Annotated in this window: 15 protein-coding genes; 3 read left to right on the top strand and 12 right to left on the bottom strand. The window is 53.1% G+C overall.

Annotated features, from left to right (window positions below):
- Positions 1-29: 29 nt before the first annotated feature.
- The 7 genes from D7Z26_RS12485 to moaA form a co-directional block, all read right to left on the bottom strand.
- A complete protein-coding gene (locus tag D7Z26_RS12485) occupies positions 30-1,388 on the bottom strand; it encodes a hemolysin family protein (protein ID WP_407643506.1) in 1,359 nt (452 codons plus the stop codon).
- Positions 1,389-1,439: 51 nt separating this feature from the next.
- Entirely contained in the window at positions 1,440-2,594 is a 1,155-nt protein-coding gene (gene yfkAB, locus D7Z26_RS12480; protein WP_120977288.1) for a radical SAM/CxCxxxxC motif protein YfkAB, read from the bottom strand.
- 131 nt (positions 2,595-2,725) lie between these two features.
- Positions 2,726-3,841, bottom strand: coding sequence for an HD-GYP domain-containing protein (locus D7Z26_RS12475; RefSeq protein WP_120977287.1), 1,116 nt, complete (start codon positions 3,839-3,841; stop codon positions 2,726-2,728).
- Positions 3,842-3,996: 155 nt separating this feature from the next.
- On the bottom strand, positions 3,997-4,848 hold the full coding sequence (locus tag D7Z26_RS12470) for an undecaprenyl-diphosphate phosphatase (protein ID WP_199731698.1): 852 nt from the start codon (positions 4,846-4,848) through the stop codon (positions 3,997-3,999).
- 62 nt (positions 4,849-4,910) lie between these two features.
- The gene (locus tag D7Z26_RS12465) at positions 4,911-6,347 is read right to left on the bottom strand and encodes a bifunctional metallophosphatase/5'-nucleotidase (RefSeq protein WP_233566844.1); all 1,437 of its coding nucleotides are present in this window, start codon (positions 6,345-6,347) and stop codon (positions 4,911-4,913) included.
- Entirely contained in the window at positions 6,344-6,475 is a 132-nt protein-coding gene (locus D7Z26_RS27955; RefSeq protein ID WP_267901002.1) for a hypothetical protein, read from the bottom strand. The genes D7Z26_RS12465 and D7Z26_RS27955 overlap by 4 nt, the downstream gene beginning before the upstream one ends.
- 12 nt (positions 6,476-6,487) lie before the next feature.
- The gene (gene moaA / locus D7Z26_RS12460; RefSeq protein ID WP_120977286.1) at positions 6,488-7,489 is read right to left on the bottom strand and encodes a GTP 3',8-cyclase MoaA; all 1,002 of its coding nucleotides are present in this window, start codon (positions 7,487-7,489) and stop codon (positions 6,488-6,490) included.
- Positions 7,490-7,606: 117 nt separating this feature from the next.
- Here moaA and D7Z26_RS12455 point away from each other — a divergent pair, with 117 nt between their 5' ends.
- The 3 genes from D7Z26_RS12455 to D7Z26_RS12445 all read left to right on the top strand — a co-directional run bounded on the left by D7Z26_RS12455 (position 7,607) and on the right by D7Z26_RS12445 (position 10,682).
- Complete coding sequence (locus D7Z26_RS12455; RefSeq protein WP_120977285.1) at positions 7,607-8,344, top strand: molybdenum cofactor biosynthesis protein; 738 nt, start codon at positions 7,607-7,609, stop codon at positions 8,342-8,344.
- Between the two features lie 26 nt (positions 8,345-8,370).
- On the top strand, positions 8,371-9,408 hold the full coding sequence (locus tag D7Z26_RS12450; protein WP_120977597.1) for a ThiF family adenylyltransferase: 1,038 nt from the start codon (positions 8,371-8,373) through the stop codon (positions 9,406-9,408).
- A 218-nt stretch (positions 9,409-9,626) separates the two neighbouring features.
- Positions 9,627-10,682 carry an HD-GYP domain-containing protein gene (locus D7Z26_RS12445; RefSeq protein WP_120977284.1) on the top strand — a complete coding sequence of 352 codons (1,056 nt, stop codon included), beginning with the start codon at positions 9,627-9,629 and terminating at the stop codon, positions 10,680-10,682.
- Positions 10,683-10,752: 70 nt separating this feature from the next.
- Here the strand turns inward: D7Z26_RS12445 and D7Z26_RS12440 are convergent, their stop codons facing one another.
- The 5 genes from D7Z26_RS12440 to sufD all read right to left on the bottom strand — a co-directional run bounded on the left by D7Z26_RS12440 (position 10,753) and on the right by sufD (position 16,040).
- The gene (locus tag D7Z26_RS12440; RefSeq protein WP_407643514.1) at positions 10,753-11,463 is read right to left on the bottom strand and encodes a polysaccharide deacetylase family protein; all 711 of its coding nucleotides are present in this window, start codon (positions 11,461-11,463) and stop codon (positions 10,753-10,755) included.
- Positions 11,464-11,651: 188 nt separating this feature from the next.
- Complete coding sequence (gene sufB / locus D7Z26_RS12435) at positions 11,652-13,055, bottom strand: Fe-S cluster assembly protein SufB (RefSeq protein ID WP_199731697.1); 1,404 nt, start codon at positions 13,053-13,055, stop codon at positions 11,652-11,654.
- A 12-nt stretch (positions 13,056-13,067) separates the two neighbouring features.
- Positions 13,068-13,517: a Fe-S cluster assembly sulfur transfer protein SufU gene (gene sufU / locus D7Z26_RS12430; RefSeq protein WP_120977281.1), complete on the bottom strand. Its 450-nt coding sequence runs from the start codon at positions 13,515-13,517 to the stop codon at positions 13,068-13,070.
- Positions 13,501-14,733 (bottom strand): cysteine desulfurase, encoded by a 1,233-nt coding sequence (locus tag D7Z26_RS12425; protein ID WP_120977280.1) that lies wholly within the window; start codon positions 14,731-14,733, stop codon positions 13,501-13,503. The genes sufU and D7Z26_RS12425 overlap by 17 nt, the downstream gene beginning before the upstream one ends.
- A gap of 2 nt (positions 14,734-14,735) precedes the next feature.
- A complete protein-coding gene (gene sufD / locus D7Z26_RS12420) occupies positions 14,736-16,040 on the bottom strand; it encodes a Fe-S cluster assembly protein SufD (RefSeq protein ID WP_120977279.1) in 1,305 nt (434 codons plus the stop codon).
- Between the last annotated feature and the right edge of the window lie 16 nt (positions 16,041-16,056).

The following is a 16,056-nucleotide window of genomic DNA, read 5'->3' as shown; positions in this document are numbered from 1 at the left end:
GCCTTTCCCCTCTCCCGCCTCCTGTGTCCCTATGAAGTTGAATCCTCTTGGTGCCTTTCCGGAACGGCGTTGTCCACTAACGCGATTTTATTTTTGTAAATATGCACCCGCTGAACTCTCAGACGTTCCGTTTGAGCGATCTCGAATACGTAATTCTCGTGGAATACTTTTTGCCCTTTGGAAATGTCGCCCTCCAGATGATTAAACAGCCATCCGCCGATGGAATCGACTTCCTCGTCCTGGATATCCAAGCCGAGCAGATCGTTGACGTCTTCAATAAGAATACGCCCGTCCACGGAAGTTAATTCCCCTTTCACGACGACCGTCGGCAATTCGTCGTCGAATTCGTCGTGCAGCTCGCCTACGAGTTCTTCGAGAATCGTCTCGGCGGTTAGCATGCCGGCCGTTCCGCCGTATTCGTCGATGACGATCGCTACCTGCGACTTTTTGCGCTGCATCAGTTTGAGGATTTTACTTACTTCCATCGATTCGGGCACGCTGAGTATCGGTCGCAAAAATTGTTTCAGGTCATGCTCTTCGTCCGGATCCGAAGTAAGCAAATCCGTAATATGTACGAACCCGAGGATCTGGTCTTTATCTTCAAGTCCGACCGGGTAGCGGGTATGCTTCGTCGCGTACACCAGCTTCATGTTGTCCGCGAAGGAAAGGTTGGAGAATAGGCAATCCATATCCGTTCTTGGTAACATAACCTCGCGAGCGACCCGGTCGGCGAATTCGAACACGTTGTCGAACAACGTCATTTCGTCCTTGTCGATGATGCCGCTCTTGGCGCTTTGGTTCATGAGAATTCTGATTTCTTCCTCCGTATGCGCCGCTTCGTGCTCGCTTGCCGGTTCTACGCCGACTAATTTCAGGAGACGATTGGCAGTGCCGTTAAGGAACCAAATAACGGGAAGAAATATTTTATGGAATACGAGCAACGGAGCGGATAACCACAGGGATACGCCGACCGAACGCTGAATGGCCAGAGACTTCGGAGCTAATTCGCCTAGAACGATGTGCAGGAAGGTGATGATGCAGAAAGCCACGGCAAACGCGATCGTATGAATGACCGTTTCGTCGGTCACGCCGAAATCGTGAAGCAAAGGAGTGATGATCAAGTCGGCGATCGCCGGTTCTCCCACCCAACCGAGACCGAGCGACGCAAGCGTTATGCCTAGCTGCGTAGCGGACAAATAAGCATCCAATCTTTTGTTCACCTTAAGAGCGTACTTCGCGCGCGTGTTGCCTTCGTTGTTTAATTGCTGCAACCGGGTTTGCCGCACTTTTACGAGGGCGAATTCCGAAGCGACGAAGAAACCGTTCAGGAACACTAAGAACAAGACAAGAACGACGTTCCAAATAATTAAACTCCATTGAAAGTGCAATTCTATCGTGCTCCTCCTTGTTTAACGTCCGAAAATAAATGCCTATTTTGCCTATAAGCCGGCTTTTCTGACCGTGAAATCGGTACCTCGGTAATACATGTCGGCGACTAACAAATTCGGCCCGCAGCAACTAGCCGTCTCGCAGTGGCAATTGACCGCTTGTTGCATCGGATGATCCCTCCATTTGGCGAATACGTCGTCCAGCTTCTCGCCGCGAACGTTGCCGAAAGGAGGCACGGAAGCGAAGTCCGTTACGTATACGTCGCCGCTGAACATATTAACATTTACCCGATTACGGCCATCCGGATCATTGCGTACGGTAACGTTCTTCGATTCCCTTAGCCTGCGCACCAAACGCCGTTCTTCCTCGTCTTCGCTGCAGGCGAAAAACGGCAAAGTGCCGAACAACATCCACATCTCCGGATTGCGGACGTCGAGCAAGGTCTCCACTGCCTCGAACATTTCCCCCCTTGTAATGGCTGGAAGGCCGGAAGCGAAAGAGCTCGGGTACATTGGATGGACTTCATGCCGCACGCAGCCCATTTCTTCGATTAACCGATGGATTTCCGCGATAGACCGATGCGTACGGTAATTGATCATTGATTCGGCCGAAACGAACAAGCCGCCTTGAGATAGCTTGCGCGCGTTGTCGACCATTCTTTCGTACATCTTCGAAGTCGTCTCGGGGCGCACGTTCCGTCCCGTTCGGGCGAACCCAATCTGATGAAAGTCCTCCGCTTGCGTATAGTTAAAGGATATGTGCATCACGTCAAGAAAAGGAGCGATAAGCTCGTATCTCTCGAAATCCATCGTTACGTTCGAGTTTAATTGCGTCCGGATTCCCCGCTCGCGGGCATATTTCAACACGGGCAGCAAAATGTTCCTGACCGTGTCCATGCTAAAGGTTGGCTCTCCTCCGGTCATGCTGATCGTCTCTAAACGTTGCACTTCGTCGAGCCGCTTAAACAACAAATCAAGCGGTATATGAGGCGCTTCTCTCATCGTTAGGCTATCTCCGACGGCGCAATGCTCGCATCTCATATTGCACAAGTGCGTAACGGTCAATTCTACGCTCGTAAGCTCATGCCGTCCGTAGCGTTGTAAGGAGCGAATCGGATCCCATGGGTCATAAGTCGGGGAAAGTCGTGTCCAGCCTGTCGGCGGCGCATAGGGAGCCGTCGCGGCCGGTTGGGTCAATGCATGCATCGTTCATACTCCTGTCATCTGATACGTTCCTTTTATTGTACTGGTCGGGAGACATAAAAACAAACGATAAGCATGAAATAAGCTGTCCCTCCCGCGGAAATCGCAACGGGGAGGACAGCTTTCATGTCGGTCTAGGCGGGCATCGGATTGCTCTGTTCGCTGCCTAACTCGATCTTGGAGATCAGTACGCTCAAATGTTTGGACAAATCCATATCGAAAGGAACCTTCAGTTCAACGCCTTCTTCGTCGGTTATAACGCGAATAACGGGACGATGGGCGCAAGTCGAGTTAATATCGCAGACAATCGCGCTTTGCCCGGTATTCAGCTTGACTGTTAACCCGATCGGGTAAATTGCCACTTTATCGCGGAAAGCACGCAACATTAATGTATCGTACAAGGTGCCGCTCCCCGAATAAAGGGCTTCGACCGCCTGGTGAGGAAGCATCGCTTTACGATACATCCGCTGGCTCGTCATGGCATCGTAAGAATCGACGATGCCAATCCACTTGGCGTATTCATGAATCTCGTCGCCCTTGATTCCCCGCGGATAACCCGAACCGTCGATCCGCTCGTGGTGCTGATAGGCGCAATGAGCGGACAGTAAAGGGATGTTGGGCTCGTCTTTCAACAAATAAAAGCCGCGTTCCGCATGTCGCTTCATCTCTTCGAATTCGCTGTCGGAGAGCGATCCGGGCTTAAGCAGTACGTTCATCGATATTTGGGTTTTGCCGACATCATGCAGCAGCGCGCCAAGCCCCAGCGTGACAAGCTGCTCGTGGGAATATCCGTATGACATGCCCAGAAGCGTCGTATAAACGCAAACGTTCAAAGAATGCCTGTATAAATAATGATCTACGGTATGCAAGTTCATCAGCATGATCATCGCATCTTCGTTGCGCCCTAGATCGTCCAAGATCATATGCATGGTTTCCCGCATCTTACGACCGACGTACGGATACGTACCGTTTTTGTTCCGATGGGGTTGATCCACGATATCTTTGAACGCGGCGCGTATCGTTTGCATCGTGCGCCGTTGCGTCTCTTCGCTAATCAACTCCGGAACGACCAAGCCTTCCGTTCTGGCATCCTGGACGTAGAGGAAGCTGATTCCGCATTCTCCCAATCGGCGAATCAACGTAGACGTCAGTTCGACGCCTTCAGCCAGAAGAACGATGCCGTCGTCGGAAAAGATTTTTTTGGCCAGTTTCATCCCCGGCCGACTTAATGAAATCGGCACCATGCGCATTTCGTCAATACTCCCTCCCTTGTCATACGATCATAAGCGGAAAGGCAAAACTTCCCATATAGTTAACATCGGTTATATTACCTCAAGTTTGAAGAGAATGCTATAGGAAGTGTTGCATTTTCCCACAAAAATCGACAAGTTTCGGCAGTTAAGGGTTAACGCATGATGAGCAGATAGAACAAAGCCGCCACCAAGAAGCGATACCACGCGAAGTATTTCAATTTAAGCTTTTGCAGCACCTTCAAGAAGGCGACGACCACAATCCATGCCACGAAGAAGGAAACGATAAAACCGGTCAGCAGGAATCCGATATCGATCTGTCCGGAACGGAAATTGTCGATATTGCTCAAAACTTCGTATCCCGTCGCCACCGTCATGATCGGAATCGCGATGAAGAAGGAGAAATCCGCGGAAGCGCGGTAACTGACGCCGCCCAGCATCCCCGCCGCGATGGTGGAACCCGAACGGGAGAAGCCCGGCCATAATGCGGATATGCATTGCAGCACGCCGATGAGCAAAGCCTGCTTGTACGAAATGTCGTCCATCGTCTCTGCAGTGCGTTTGATCTTTCCGGAATCGTACAACGCCTCCGTAATCCACATATATATCCCCCCGGCGACGAGCGCCCACAATACCGGAGCGGTATGGAACCCGATTTCCTTAATGAAATGTCGGAAGACGAACGCGATTCCGAGCGGGGGGATGATTCCAAGCGCAACGTGGATCAGATTCAGGCGCCGTTTCGGCAACGCGTCCACCGATAAACCGCGAACGGATTGTTCCCGTCCTAATCCGAATACTTGAAGAATTTTGCGACGATAGACGATCGCGATCGCGAGAATCGCTGCGAATTGAATAACGATTTCGAACGTTTTCAGTTGTTCCGGAGCTTCTTCGAAACCTAACAATTTATTCGTGAGAATCATGTGACCCGTGGAAGAGACCGGCAAAAATTCCGTTAAACCTTCCACGATCCCGAGAATGACCGAATCGAACCAATGCAACATGTTTAACATTCACTCCTATAAATTAAAATGATGATCTTCGATATGAACTGTACGGCCTCGGATCATTCGTAACGCCATCTCGGCATTCGGCAATCCGCGACCGAATCCTCTTCGTTAAGCGCCTTGGACAGCAGGTCGCGGATGAAATCGGGCAAAAAATAACGCACGTCCCGTCCTTCCTTCAACCCGAGGTAACCGACGCCGAACGAAAACATATCCAACGTACCTACCGTATATAGGCGTTCCGGATCTAAAGGGACTCCGTTCACATAGACGGACTTCACTTTCCGATAAGGAGCTTGGGCGAGATCGGCCGTAATAGCCAAGCCGTCTACGCACAACGACCCCAGTTCCTTACCACGAAACCCGAAGCCCCGTATTTCCATCTCTTGGAACTCCGACAACAAACTTTCCTCCAACGATCGGACGATCGTTTTCCCGTCGAGTTTGATCGCGCAAGGATTAATCGGAGACGGGCAAATCGCGTGAATCGTTTCCTCCGTCACCGGTCCGGCCGGCAATCCTTCCAAGAATTGCCCGGCGTTCACCAAACCGAGCTCAGCTCCCGTCAAGCGGCGAACCGCGCCGGCAAGCAAAGTGGGCAACGGCGATTCGCGGTCGTACCGCCGATCAAGCGGTTCCTGCAACAAAGCGATCTGCCGGTTCATATCGCGCTTCGCTAGCTCGCGGAATTCTCCGACCAGATCATCTATCCCCGCGTCTTGGAGCCAATCCTCCGTTGCCTTGCTTCCTCCGGTGATCTTCCCGAGCTTCCCGTCGGCTCCGATCTCAAGCTCCAAATGTCCGACATAAGCTCCGAATTTACCCGCCGCGCAGATCGCCGTCCGTCCGACGGTTAACGGCACCTCCAATAGGTGGTGCGTATGGCCGCCTAGAATAAGGTCGATTCCCGGATTTCCCTCCGCAAGACGCTCATCGAACCGCAATCCGAGGTGGGATAACACGATAAGCACGTCCACCTCCGGTCGCAGCCGTTCTACCTCTCTCGAGACGATCTCGAACGGATCGGCTACGTTCCAGCCCAGAAGCTTATAGTAGCTCTCATACGCCGCCGTCGCCCCGATAAAACCGAGCCGGATGCCCGATTTCACGAGTTTTAAAGTGGGAACCATCCATCGCGGTTGAGCTCCGGTTTCCTTCATGGTCATATTCGCGCAGACGATCGGAACGGACGTTTCATGGAATATTCCGTTCAATTCGTCCAGCGTGTAGCTAAGTCCTTCGTTATTGCCGAACGCAACCGCGTCGTAGCCGATACGTTCGAGCAGAGCTACGTTGACGGCTGCCTTGGTGCCCTCCGTTTCCATTCGGGCGCGATCGAGAAAATCTCCGCAATCGACGACAATGAGCCGATCGGCGTCAACGGCGTCTTTCGTCTGGGCGATGTAACGGGCGATGCGGGAAGCTTCTTCGAAATGACTATGTAAATCATTCGTATGCAGCAAAGTCAACGTAACTCCGGGCCTCATCGTCGTCATCGCGCTTTCAACCCTTCGGTCAGCTGGTCGCGGTCTTCGGCCGAAAATGAGCCTTTCGCCAGTTCGGTCATCGCATAAGTTGTTGTTAAGTTAGTCTGGCCATTCAGCAAAATTACGGTCAAGGACAAATGGGTTCTCTCCTAACCGCCGATCTGCGACATCCGCCGCTCCGTCGGCACATGGCTTTGATGTTCTCCCGCTAGCAAAGCGGCCATCTCGTGATTCTCCGGCTTGATATTCATCGCTCTATGGAATAGCTCTTCCATCGCATCGGGCGACCCGATCGCGGGCTTGACGTTTAATTCGTCTACCCAATATAAGCAAGGTTTAAGATGTCCGTCCGCCGTTAACCTTAACCGGTTGCAGTTCTTGCAGAAATGTTCGCTGATCGGATGAATCAAGCCGAACGTTCCCGCTCCGCCGACGATTCTCCAGTTCTCGGAGGGCCCGCTTCCCCCAGGCCCTTCCGCGCGTTCCAATTCATACCCTAGGCGGGCTGCTTCTTCCAATACCCGCGTAAGCGGAAGGTAATGACCGCGCCAACCTGCGTCGTCGTGCCCGATCGGCATGTATTCGATAAACCGTACGTGCAACGGTTGCTCTATCGACAACTTCAGGAAACGACCGATCTCATCCTCGTTTACTCCCTTGAGCAGCACGCAGTTCAGCTTGATCGGATTCAGGCCGGCCTCGGCGGCAGCTTCGATGCCTTCCCATACTTTGTCGAGATTCCCGCGCCGGGCAATGAACTTAAAGCGCGCGCCGTCCATAGTATCCAGGCTGACGTTGACGCGCGTAAGTCCGGCTTGCTTTAATCCGGCCGCTTGCGGCGCAAGCAACAGACCGTTCGTCGTTAGAGAAATATCTTCAACGCCCGGAAGCTCCGCGATTCCCGCGACCAGTTCGTTCAAGCCGGGCCTTACGAGCGGTTCGCCGCCGGTAATCCTGAATTTACGAATGCCGAGTTTCGCCGCGGCCGAAGCCACTTCAAGGATGTGAGAATAGGACAAAAGCTTATCTTGCTCCATGAAAGTCATGCCCTCCTCGGGCATGCAATATAAGCAACGGAGGTTGCACCGGTCAGTAACGGATATACGCAAGTACGTATGCTCTCTACCGAAACAGTCGAATAACCGCGACATTACGCAACCCTCCCAGACCCTCTCTAATGTCCCTCTAGCATAACATTTTCGGGGTTGATATGGTATGCTTGACGAAAGGAATGTTTAAGGTTTCACGGAAGGAAGTTGTGCTTAACGATGGCTAATAGATGGACGATAGCCCTATTCGCGGGGCTTGCCGAGCGGTTTGGAACCCGCTCTTTGCAACCTTCATGGGAGCATGAATCGTTGACTGCGGGGCAGTTGAAACGATTGTTGGCCGAGCAATTCCCCGAGCATGCCGACCTGCTCGCGATATGTTTCGTGGCGCGCAATCAAGCATACGCCAATGACGAGGCCATCGTCGAATCCGCGGACGAACTCGCCTTATTACCCCCGGTGTCCGGAGGCTCCGGCGATTCCGATGAACTTGATCCGGTATCCGGGAGCATTCCGCGTTATTGGATATCGGACAAGCCCCTGGATACGGGAGAAGCCTTAGCGAGAGTGTATCACCCCGATCACGGCGCCGCGATCGCATTCGTCGGAACGACTAGGGAATGGACGCAAGGTAAACGAACGGTCACTTTGCAATACGAAGCTTACGTCCCGATGGCCGAATCCGCGCTGGCGCGCATCGGGGACGAGATCGGCGAGAGATGGCCCGGCACGTTGTGCGCGATCGCCCATCGGATCGGAACGGTAGGCATCGGCGAGATCAGCGTCGTTATCGCCGTATCCTCCGCGCATCGCGCGGATGCTTACGACGCTAGCCGCTATGCGATCGAACGGCTTAAACAAGTGGTGCCGATATGGAAAAAAGAAGTCTACGAGGACGGTACGGAATGGAAGGGGCATCAGCTGGGCCCATGGGATCCGACAACCTCTCTCGAATGATCGCGAAACGGGAAAGGATGACTACGATGGGCGCAGACGCTCGTTATGCGAGGCAAGTTCGTTATCCGGCAATCGGGGAACATGGACAAGCCAGGCTTCTGGCGGCTTCCGTCGCGATCGTCGGCGTCGGAGCCCTCGGTTGCGTTACCGCGAACCATCTGACTCGTGCAGGTATAGGCAAGCTGACGCTGATCGATAGGGACATCGTCGACCGTAGCAACCTGCAACGTCAGATGTTGTACGATGAGAGCGACGCCGATGCCGGCATGCCCAAAGCGATCGCGGCAGCGAATCGGCTGAAGGCGATTAACGGCGACATCGAGATATATCCTCACGTGGCGGATCTGTCTTCGTTTAATGCGGAAATGCTCCTTGCGGGAGCAGATCTCGTCATCGACGGCTCCGACAACTTCGGCGTTCGATACCTGATTAACGAATATAGCGTAAAACTCGGCGTGCCGTGGATCTACGGGGGGGCGGTAGGCGCTTCCGGAATGACGCTAACGGTCATTCCGGGATCTACGCCGTGTTTATGCTGCCTGTTCCCGGAACCGCCTCCCGGGGGAACGCTGGATACTTGCGAGACGGCCGGCGTACTCTCGCCGATTATCGATACGATCGCCTCGGTACAAGCCATGGAAGCCATCAAGCTGTTAATCGGCCAACCTGAAGCTTTGCACGGCTCGTTGATGCAGATCGACCTCTGGCAGCACCAATGGCATTCCTTGTCCGTGGACGGCGCGCGTAAGCCGAACTGCCCGGTATGCGGCCTAAGGCGTTTCGATGCGCTTGACGGAGACGCCCCGCTCGAAGCGATGACGGCTTCCCTCTGCGGACGGAATACCGTACAAGTGACTCCGTCCCGCCAACTTACGCTGGATCTCGGGACGTTACAAAATCGTCTGGTCAAAGCAGGCCGCAGCGAATTGAATCCCTATTCTTTGCGTCTGCATCTGCCGGACGGCATTTCGTTCTTGCTATTCGCGGACGGACGCGCCCTTGTCATGGGCACCGACGAGCCGATGATCGCCCGCCGCGTCTATGCGGATCTAATGGGCGAGTGAAATCGGCTCAATCTTGTCCCGCGAAAATCCAGCCGACTTTTATGATACCGCTTCCAACATGCCGGAATAGTTAGTCCCGCTCCCGATTGCCGTCATTTTTTATTGTTTTTATCTAACTATTTTTGTTGTTGCACGAATTAGCAATAGTTGGTAGCATAGAAATTAAGAAAATTTAATCTAATTTCGTCGTATTATCGAATATCCTGTCGAGGTGTCAGATGAGAGTCCACATAACAGACGTGCGATCGGGAGACCAATTATCCGAGGATATCTTCAACTCTTTCGGACTGAACGTCCTTTCCAAAGGGACGATTCTTAACGACAGAGAGATATCGAGAATGTATCAGCACCAGATTGATTTTATCGAGATTCAACGGCGCCCGGGAACGGCTCCGGCTGAGACGGAGAAAGAAGATAAACCGAACTCGAATTATAATCCTTTGCTCCGCCCGCTGTATCACGACGCGGTCGCCGGCGCCGAGCAATTATTCACGCGCGCTTTGGAAGAGGGAAAAATATACGAAGACGACGTTAAGGAAAGCTTCCAGCCGCTAGTCGATAATTTCCGCGCGGAACGTGACGTTGTTTCGTTGCTGCTGATGCTGAATAGCCAAGATGATTACACGTACCAGCATTCGGTGCAAGTAGGTATGTTGAGCTATTACATCGCCCGCTGGCTGGGTTGGAACGAAGAAGAAACGGTAAGGGCGGGCAAGGCGGGTTTCCTTCACGACGTAGGCAAATGTAAAATCGCCGACGCCATCTTGAACAAACCCTATAAGTTAACCGACGACGAATACGATGAGATCAAAAGCCATCCGCAATACGGATACGAGATTCTCAAAAATTCTTTCGATGACCCCGGGATCGCCCTTGCCGCGTTGCAACATCATGAGAGAATCGACGGAAAGGGATATCCGCTCGGCCTGACGGGAGATAAAATCCATCCGTTAGCCAAAATCGTAGCCGTAGCCGACGTATACAGCGCTATGATTTCTTCGAGGGTATACAGCGACAAGAAAGACTTGCTGCAGGTTTTGCGCGAATTGTTCGATCTCAGTTTCACTGAACTCGATCCCGAAATTACGCACACTTTCATCCGCCATATGATTCCGAATTTCATCGGCAAGAGGGTCGAGCTTTCTTCCGGAGAGTCGGGAACGATCGTAATGTCGAACCCAACCGACTTCTTCCGTCCTCTCGTGCAGGTTGACGAACAATTCATCGATCTTTCCGTCAAACGCGACTTGGAAATCAAACAGGTATTCATGTAAAGGATCGACATAAGACCGACCAACAAGAAAAGCGCCTAAGGCGCTTTTTCTTTTTGTTATCCTGCCCGGATTATGTTTTGGGTTTTCTATGCCGAAGCAACTCGGAAACGGTAACCATCTTAAAGCCTCGCTTCTTTAGTTCCGGTAATATCGTTCGCAGCGCTTGAACGGTTTGCGTGGATCCGTCCACGTGATCGTGCAGCAGAACGATGTCGCCGTTGCGCGCATTGTTCAGAACCTTGTTCACGATCCGGGACACGCCGGGAGCTAGCCAGTCTTGCGTATCCTGATGCCAGGACCATAGAATAACCGTATACCCGTTTTTCCTCACCGTATCCACGACCGTATCGGTGTAGAAGCCGCCGGGAGGTCTAAACCATTGACAGTTCTGTCCGGTTAAATCGATGATTTGGTTTTGGGCTTGCTCGAGCTCCTCGACGATTCTTTTCCTGCTGACTCCTTTCGTAAAATACAGATGGCTATACGTATGGTTGGCAACCTCATGTCCTTCCAATGCTTCCCGTCTAACGACTTCGGGGAACCGCTCCATTCGTTTCCCGACGACGAAAAAGGTTGACTTCGCGCCGTTCTCCGCTAACAAGTCCAATATTTCCGGCGTCGTCTTCGGATTCGGCCCGTCGTCGAAAGTAAGCGCGATGAGTTTCTCCTCCATAGGCACTTCCCAGACGATATCCTGATGCGCTTCGTAATACTTTCTCGATTTGTGGACCGGCTGGTTCTCGTTGGAGAATCCGCACGTCCACACGAGACTGGCTGCCATTATAGCCAGGAGTACGGGCTTCCATTTCCGCGTCACGTCATAACCTCCAACAGACTTGATTGTCATCCTGTAGGTTGCGGATTCGAAGCGGAAAACATGCGTTTCATAGTCATTTGAAGAAATAAACGAAAAAAACCCGGCTCGCCCTGTTCAGGGCGAGCCGGGTTTCCTTATTGCGCTTAGTAAGCTTAGCCGATACTGCCTTCCATCTCGAACTTGATGAGACGGTTCATTTCTACCGCGTACTCCATCGGAAGTTCTTTCGTGAACGGTTCGATGAAGCCCATGACGATCATTTGCGTCGCTTCGGCATCCGTCAATCCGCGGCTCATCAGATAGAACAATTGATCTTCCGATACCTTGGATACGGTAGCTTCATGCTCGAGCGTAATGTTGTCGTTCATGATTTCATTGTAAGGAATCGTATCACTCGTCGATTGGTCGTCGAGGATAAGGGTATCGCACTTGATGTTCGCTTTCGCGCCTTCGGCGTTGCGACCGAAGGAAGCAAGACCGCGGTACGTGACTTTGCCGCCGTGCTTGGAGATCGACTTGGATACGATCGTGGAGCTCGTATCCGGCGCCAAATGGATCATTTTCGCTCCGGCATCTTGGTGCTGGCCTTTGCCCGCTACCGCGATGGACAAAACCATGCCTTTCGCTCCGCGACCTTTCAGAACGACCGCAGGATATTTCATCGTCAGCTTGGAGCCGATGTTGCCGTCGACCCACTCCATCGTCGCATTCTCTTCGGCGACGGCGCGTTTGGTGACGAGGTTATAGATATTCGGAGCCCAGTTCTGGATCGTCGTGTAACGGACGCGAGCGTCCTTCTTCACGATAATCTCGACGACCGCGCTATGCAGGGAGTTCGTGCTGTAGACCGGAGCCGTGCAGCCTTCGACGTAGTGAACGGAGCTGCCTTCGTCGGCAATGATCAGCGTACGCTCGAATTGTCCCATATTCTCGGAGTTGATGCGGAAGTACGCTTGAAGAGGCACCGTGCATTGAACGCCCTTCGGAACGTAGATGAAGCTTCCCCCGGACCATACCGCGCTATTCAGCGCCGCGAACTTGTTGTCCGCCGGCGGAATGACCGTACCGAAATATTCTTTGAAAATTTCCGGATGCTCGCGGATCGCGGAATCGGTATCCATGAAGATAACGCCTTGCTTCTCCAGATCCTCTTGCATGCTGTGGTATACGACTTCGGATTCGTACTGCGCGGATACGCCCGCGAGGAACTTCTGTTCCGCCTCGGGGATACCTAGTTTATCGAACGTAGCTTTGATTTCTTCCGGCACTTCTTCCCACGTTTTCCCTTGTTTCTCGGAAGGTTTAACGTAGTATTGGATGTCTTCGAAATCCAGATCGTCCATGTTGCCGCCCCACTTCGGCATTTCCATCTTGCGGAATTGCTCCAGCGATTTCAGGCGGAATTTCAGCATCCATTCCGGTTCGCCCTTCATCTCGGAAATCGTGCGGACGATTTCTTCGGTCAGACCTTTACCGGATTGGAAAATGGCTTTGTGCTCGTCTCGGAACCCGTATTTATATTCTTCCATTTCGGGCATTTGCTTCGCCAAGTTCATCAACCTCCTCGTTTATTCTTCAATGCCTTCGTGCTTGCCGTGTCCGTGTTCGACGCCTTTGCGAAGCGCGTTCCAAGCTAACGTAGCGCACTTGATTCTTGCCGGAAATTTATTGACGCCAGATAAAGCCTCGACGTCTTCGTAATCTTCGAAATCGACCGTTTCGCCTTTCATCATCGCGGAAAATTTGTCCGCGAGCTCCAGCGCTTCCTCGCTCGTCTTACCCATGACCGCTTCCGTCATCATCGATGCGGAAGACATGCTGATCGAGCAGCCTTCCCCCGTGAACTTGACGTTACGGACGATGTTGTCCTCGAGCTGGAGCTGCAAGGAAATGCGATCGCCGCATGTCGGATTGTTCAGGTTGACCGTAACGGAGTCTTGCTCGAGCTCTCCGCGGTTCCGCGGCGTTTTGTAATGATCCATGATGACGCGGCGGTACAAATCATCTAATTGGCTCATAACCGAAAAACTCCTTTGTCTTCACCAGCGATTCGGCCAGCCGGTCGACATCGTGCTCGGTATTGTACAGATAGAAGCTCGCCCTTGCCGTCGCGCTCACTTTCAGCCATTTCATAAGCGGCTGCGCGCAATGATGACCGGCTCGGACGGCAATGCCTTCCGTATCGAGCACCGTCGCTACGTCGTGAGGGTGAACGTCTCCAAGATTAAAGGTAACAAGGCCTACTCTGTCTTCGAGAGGACCGTAAATCGTCAAGCCTTCAATAACGGATAAACGTTCCATCGCGTATTGGGTGAGTTTTTGCTCGTGATGATGGATATTATCGAGACCGACCTGCTCTAGAAAATCGATGGCCGCTCCGAGTCCGACTGCGCCGGCGATCATAGGAGTGCCGCCTTCGAACTTCCAAGGCAACTCTTTCCAAGTCGAATCGTACAGATCGACGAAATCGATCATCTCGCCCCCGAATTCGATCGGCTCCATGTTCTCGAGCAGCTTCGCTTTCCCATAGAGTGCCCCGATTCCGGTCGGACCGCACATCTTGTGCCCCGAAAAAGCGTAAAAATCGACGTCCAGCGCTTGTACGTCCACTTTCATGTGAGGCGTGCTCTGAGCACCGTCCACGACGATGATCGCACCGTTCTTGTGCGCGATCTCGGCGATTCGGGCGATCGGGTTGACCGTGCCGAGGACGTTGGAAGCATAGGTGATCGCGACGATTCTCGTCTTCTCGGTCACGGTCGCTTCAACGTCCGCTAGCGTGATCGTACCGTCGGGTTGCAATGGAATGTACTTCAGCGTCGCTCCAGTCGCCTTAGCGGCTTGTTGCCATGGAATCAGGTTGCTGTGATGCTCCATCTGGGTAATGACGATCTCGTCGCCCTCACGGAGCTTCTGGCGTGCGTATCCAGATGCAACGAGATTCAACGCGGTCGTCGTGCCCCGAGTAAAAATAATCTGCCTCGAAGCCGGCGCGTTCAGGAACCGGGCGACCTTCTCCCGGGCTCCTTCGTAAGCGTCCGTCGCGCGCGAGCCGAGGGTGTGAACGCCGCGATGAACGTTGGCGTTGTCCCACTCGTAATAGCGCTTGACGGCTTCGATAACCGACCGCGGCTTCTGAGTCGTCGCCGCGTTATCTAGGTATACGAGCGGATGTCCGTTAATATCCTGATGAAGAATCGGAAATTCCGCTTTTAGTGCGATGGGATCCAGCATGTTTAGCCCAGCTTTCTTTCGAGGATGCGGTGCAATTGCTCGCGCAGCCCTTCCAGCGGGATTTCGGAAACGACCGGATCCAGGAATCCGTGGATAATGAGGCGCTCCGCTTCTTTACGGGAAATTCCCCGCGACATCAGATAGTACACTTGGTCGGCGTTGACTTGGCCTACGCTGGCCGCATGGCCCGCTTTAACGTCGTCTTCGTCGATCAGAAGAATCGGGTTGGCGTCTCCGCGAGCTTTCGGGCTAAGCATCAGAACTTTCTCCGTTTGCTGTCCGTTCGCTTTCGTAGCGCCTTTCTCGATCTTCGTGATTCCGTTGATGATCGCCGTTGCTTCTTCTTTCATGACGGCGCGCGTAATCATATCGCTCTCGGTAGAACGGCCGAAGTGTACCGCTTGAGTCGTAAGGCTCATGCGTTGGCTTCCCGTGCCGATGGAAATGATTTTGGAGTCGGATGTCGAGCCGTTGCCTTTAAGCACCGATTTCGTATCCGTGATGGAATTGCCGTTATGCAAGTCCCCGATAATCCACTCGATGCGGGCATCGTTGTCGAGCACCGCGCGGCGGTAAGAGATATCGATCGCGCTCGCGTCCAACTGATGAACGGCCGCGTATTGAACGAAAGAGCCTGCTTTGGCGAATACTTCTACAGCACTGTTATGAAGCAGCGTAGCGGACGTTTCTCCAAGGTTGGATGCGACTTGCTCGACGAACGAGAAGCGGCTGTTCGTTTCCGCGACGACGAGTACGTGCGGCATGAACGTCGCTTCCGCATCGTCCGCGAACAAGAGCGCTTGAATCGGCGCGTCGATTACGACGTTGCGCGGTACATACAGGAATACGCCGCCGTTCCATAAAGCGGCATGAACTGCCGCAAGCTTATGCTCTTCCTTCGCGTAATCCGTCATGAAGTACTTGCGGAACAACTCTTCATGGTTACGGGCGGCGTCTTCCAGACTCGTCAGAATAACGCCTTGCGCCTTCAGTTCTTCGGAAAGCTGCGTAAAAACGACCGAGGAATTGTGCTGTACGATCAACGCGCCGCCGGATTGTTCAGGCAGCAGCGCCGTAATGACCGCAGGCAGATCGGAAATGGAAGAAACGTTTTGTCCCGGACGATTCGTGCCGTATTGATCCAATGTCCAACGCGTAAGCGGAAGCTTCTCCGGCTTCGGCAGGTTGATTTCCGTAGCGAGTTGTCCGGCTTCTTCGCGCGAGGCGACTAGCCATGCAGGCTCGTTCTTGCTGCGGGAAATCGCCGCTGCCGCTTCGCGGCCGAAAGAGGTGGTTGGTGTGCTCATCAATGCTGTACCCCCT

This window comes from Cohnella endophytica (assembly GCF_003628305.1).
Taxonomy (GTDB): Bacteria; Bacillota; Bacilli; order Paenibacillales; family Paenibacillaceae; genus Cohnella; species Cohnella endophytica.
The sequence above is the reverse complement of the archived record's forward strand: the minus strand, read 5'-3'. Positions and strand labels throughout refer to the sequence as shown.

Coding starts and splice junctions, on each gene's coding strand:
- yfkAB (WP_120977288.1), bottom strand. CDS start 2,594: ATGCATGCATTGACCCAACCGGCCGCGACGGCTCCCTATGCGCCGCCG.
- D7Z26_RS12475 (WP_120977287.1), bottom strand. CDS start 3,841: ATGCGCATGGTGCCGATTTCATTAAGTCGGCCGGGGATGAAACTGGCC.
- D7Z26_RS12470 (WP_199731698.1), bottom strand. CDS start 4,848: ATGTTGCATTGGTTCGATTCGGTCATTCTCGGGATCGTGGAAGGTTTA.
- D7Z26_RS12465 (WP_233566844.1), bottom strand. CDS start 6,347: ATGACGACGATGAGGCCCGGAGTTACGTTGACTTTGCTGCATACGAAT.
- moaA (WP_120977286.1), bottom strand. CDS start 7,489: ATGTCGCGGTTATTCGACTGTTTCGGTAGAGAGCATACGTACTTGCGT.
- D7Z26_RS12455 (WP_120977285.1), top strand. CDS start 7,607: ATGGCTAATAGATGGACGATAGCCCTATTCGCGGGGCTTGCCGAGCGG.
- D7Z26_RS12450 (WP_120977597.1), top strand. CDS start 8,371: ATGGGCGCAGACGCTCGTTATGCGAGGCAAGTTCGTTATCCGGCAATC.
- D7Z26_RS12445 (WP_120977284.1), top strand. CDS start 9,627: ATGAGAGTCCACATAACAGACGTGCGATCGGGAGACCAATTATCCGAG.
- D7Z26_RS12440 (WP_407643514.1), bottom strand. CDS start 11,463: ATGGCAGCCAGTCTCGTGTGGACGTGCGGATTCTCCAACGAGAACCAG.
- sufB (WP_199731697.1), bottom strand. CDS start 13,055: ATGAACTTGGCGAAGCAAATGCCCGAAATGGAAGAATATAAATACGGG.
- sufU (WP_120977281.1), bottom strand. CDS start 13,517: ATGAGCCAATTAGATGATTTGTACCGCCGCGTCATCATGGATCATTAC.
- D7Z26_RS12425 (WP_120977280.1), bottom strand. CDS start 14,733: ATGCTGGATCCCATCGCACTAAAAGCGGAATTTCCGATTCTTCATCAG.
- sufD (WP_120977279.1), bottom strand. CDS start 16,040: ATGAGCACACCAACCACCTCTTTCGGCCGCGAAGCGGCAGCGGCGATT.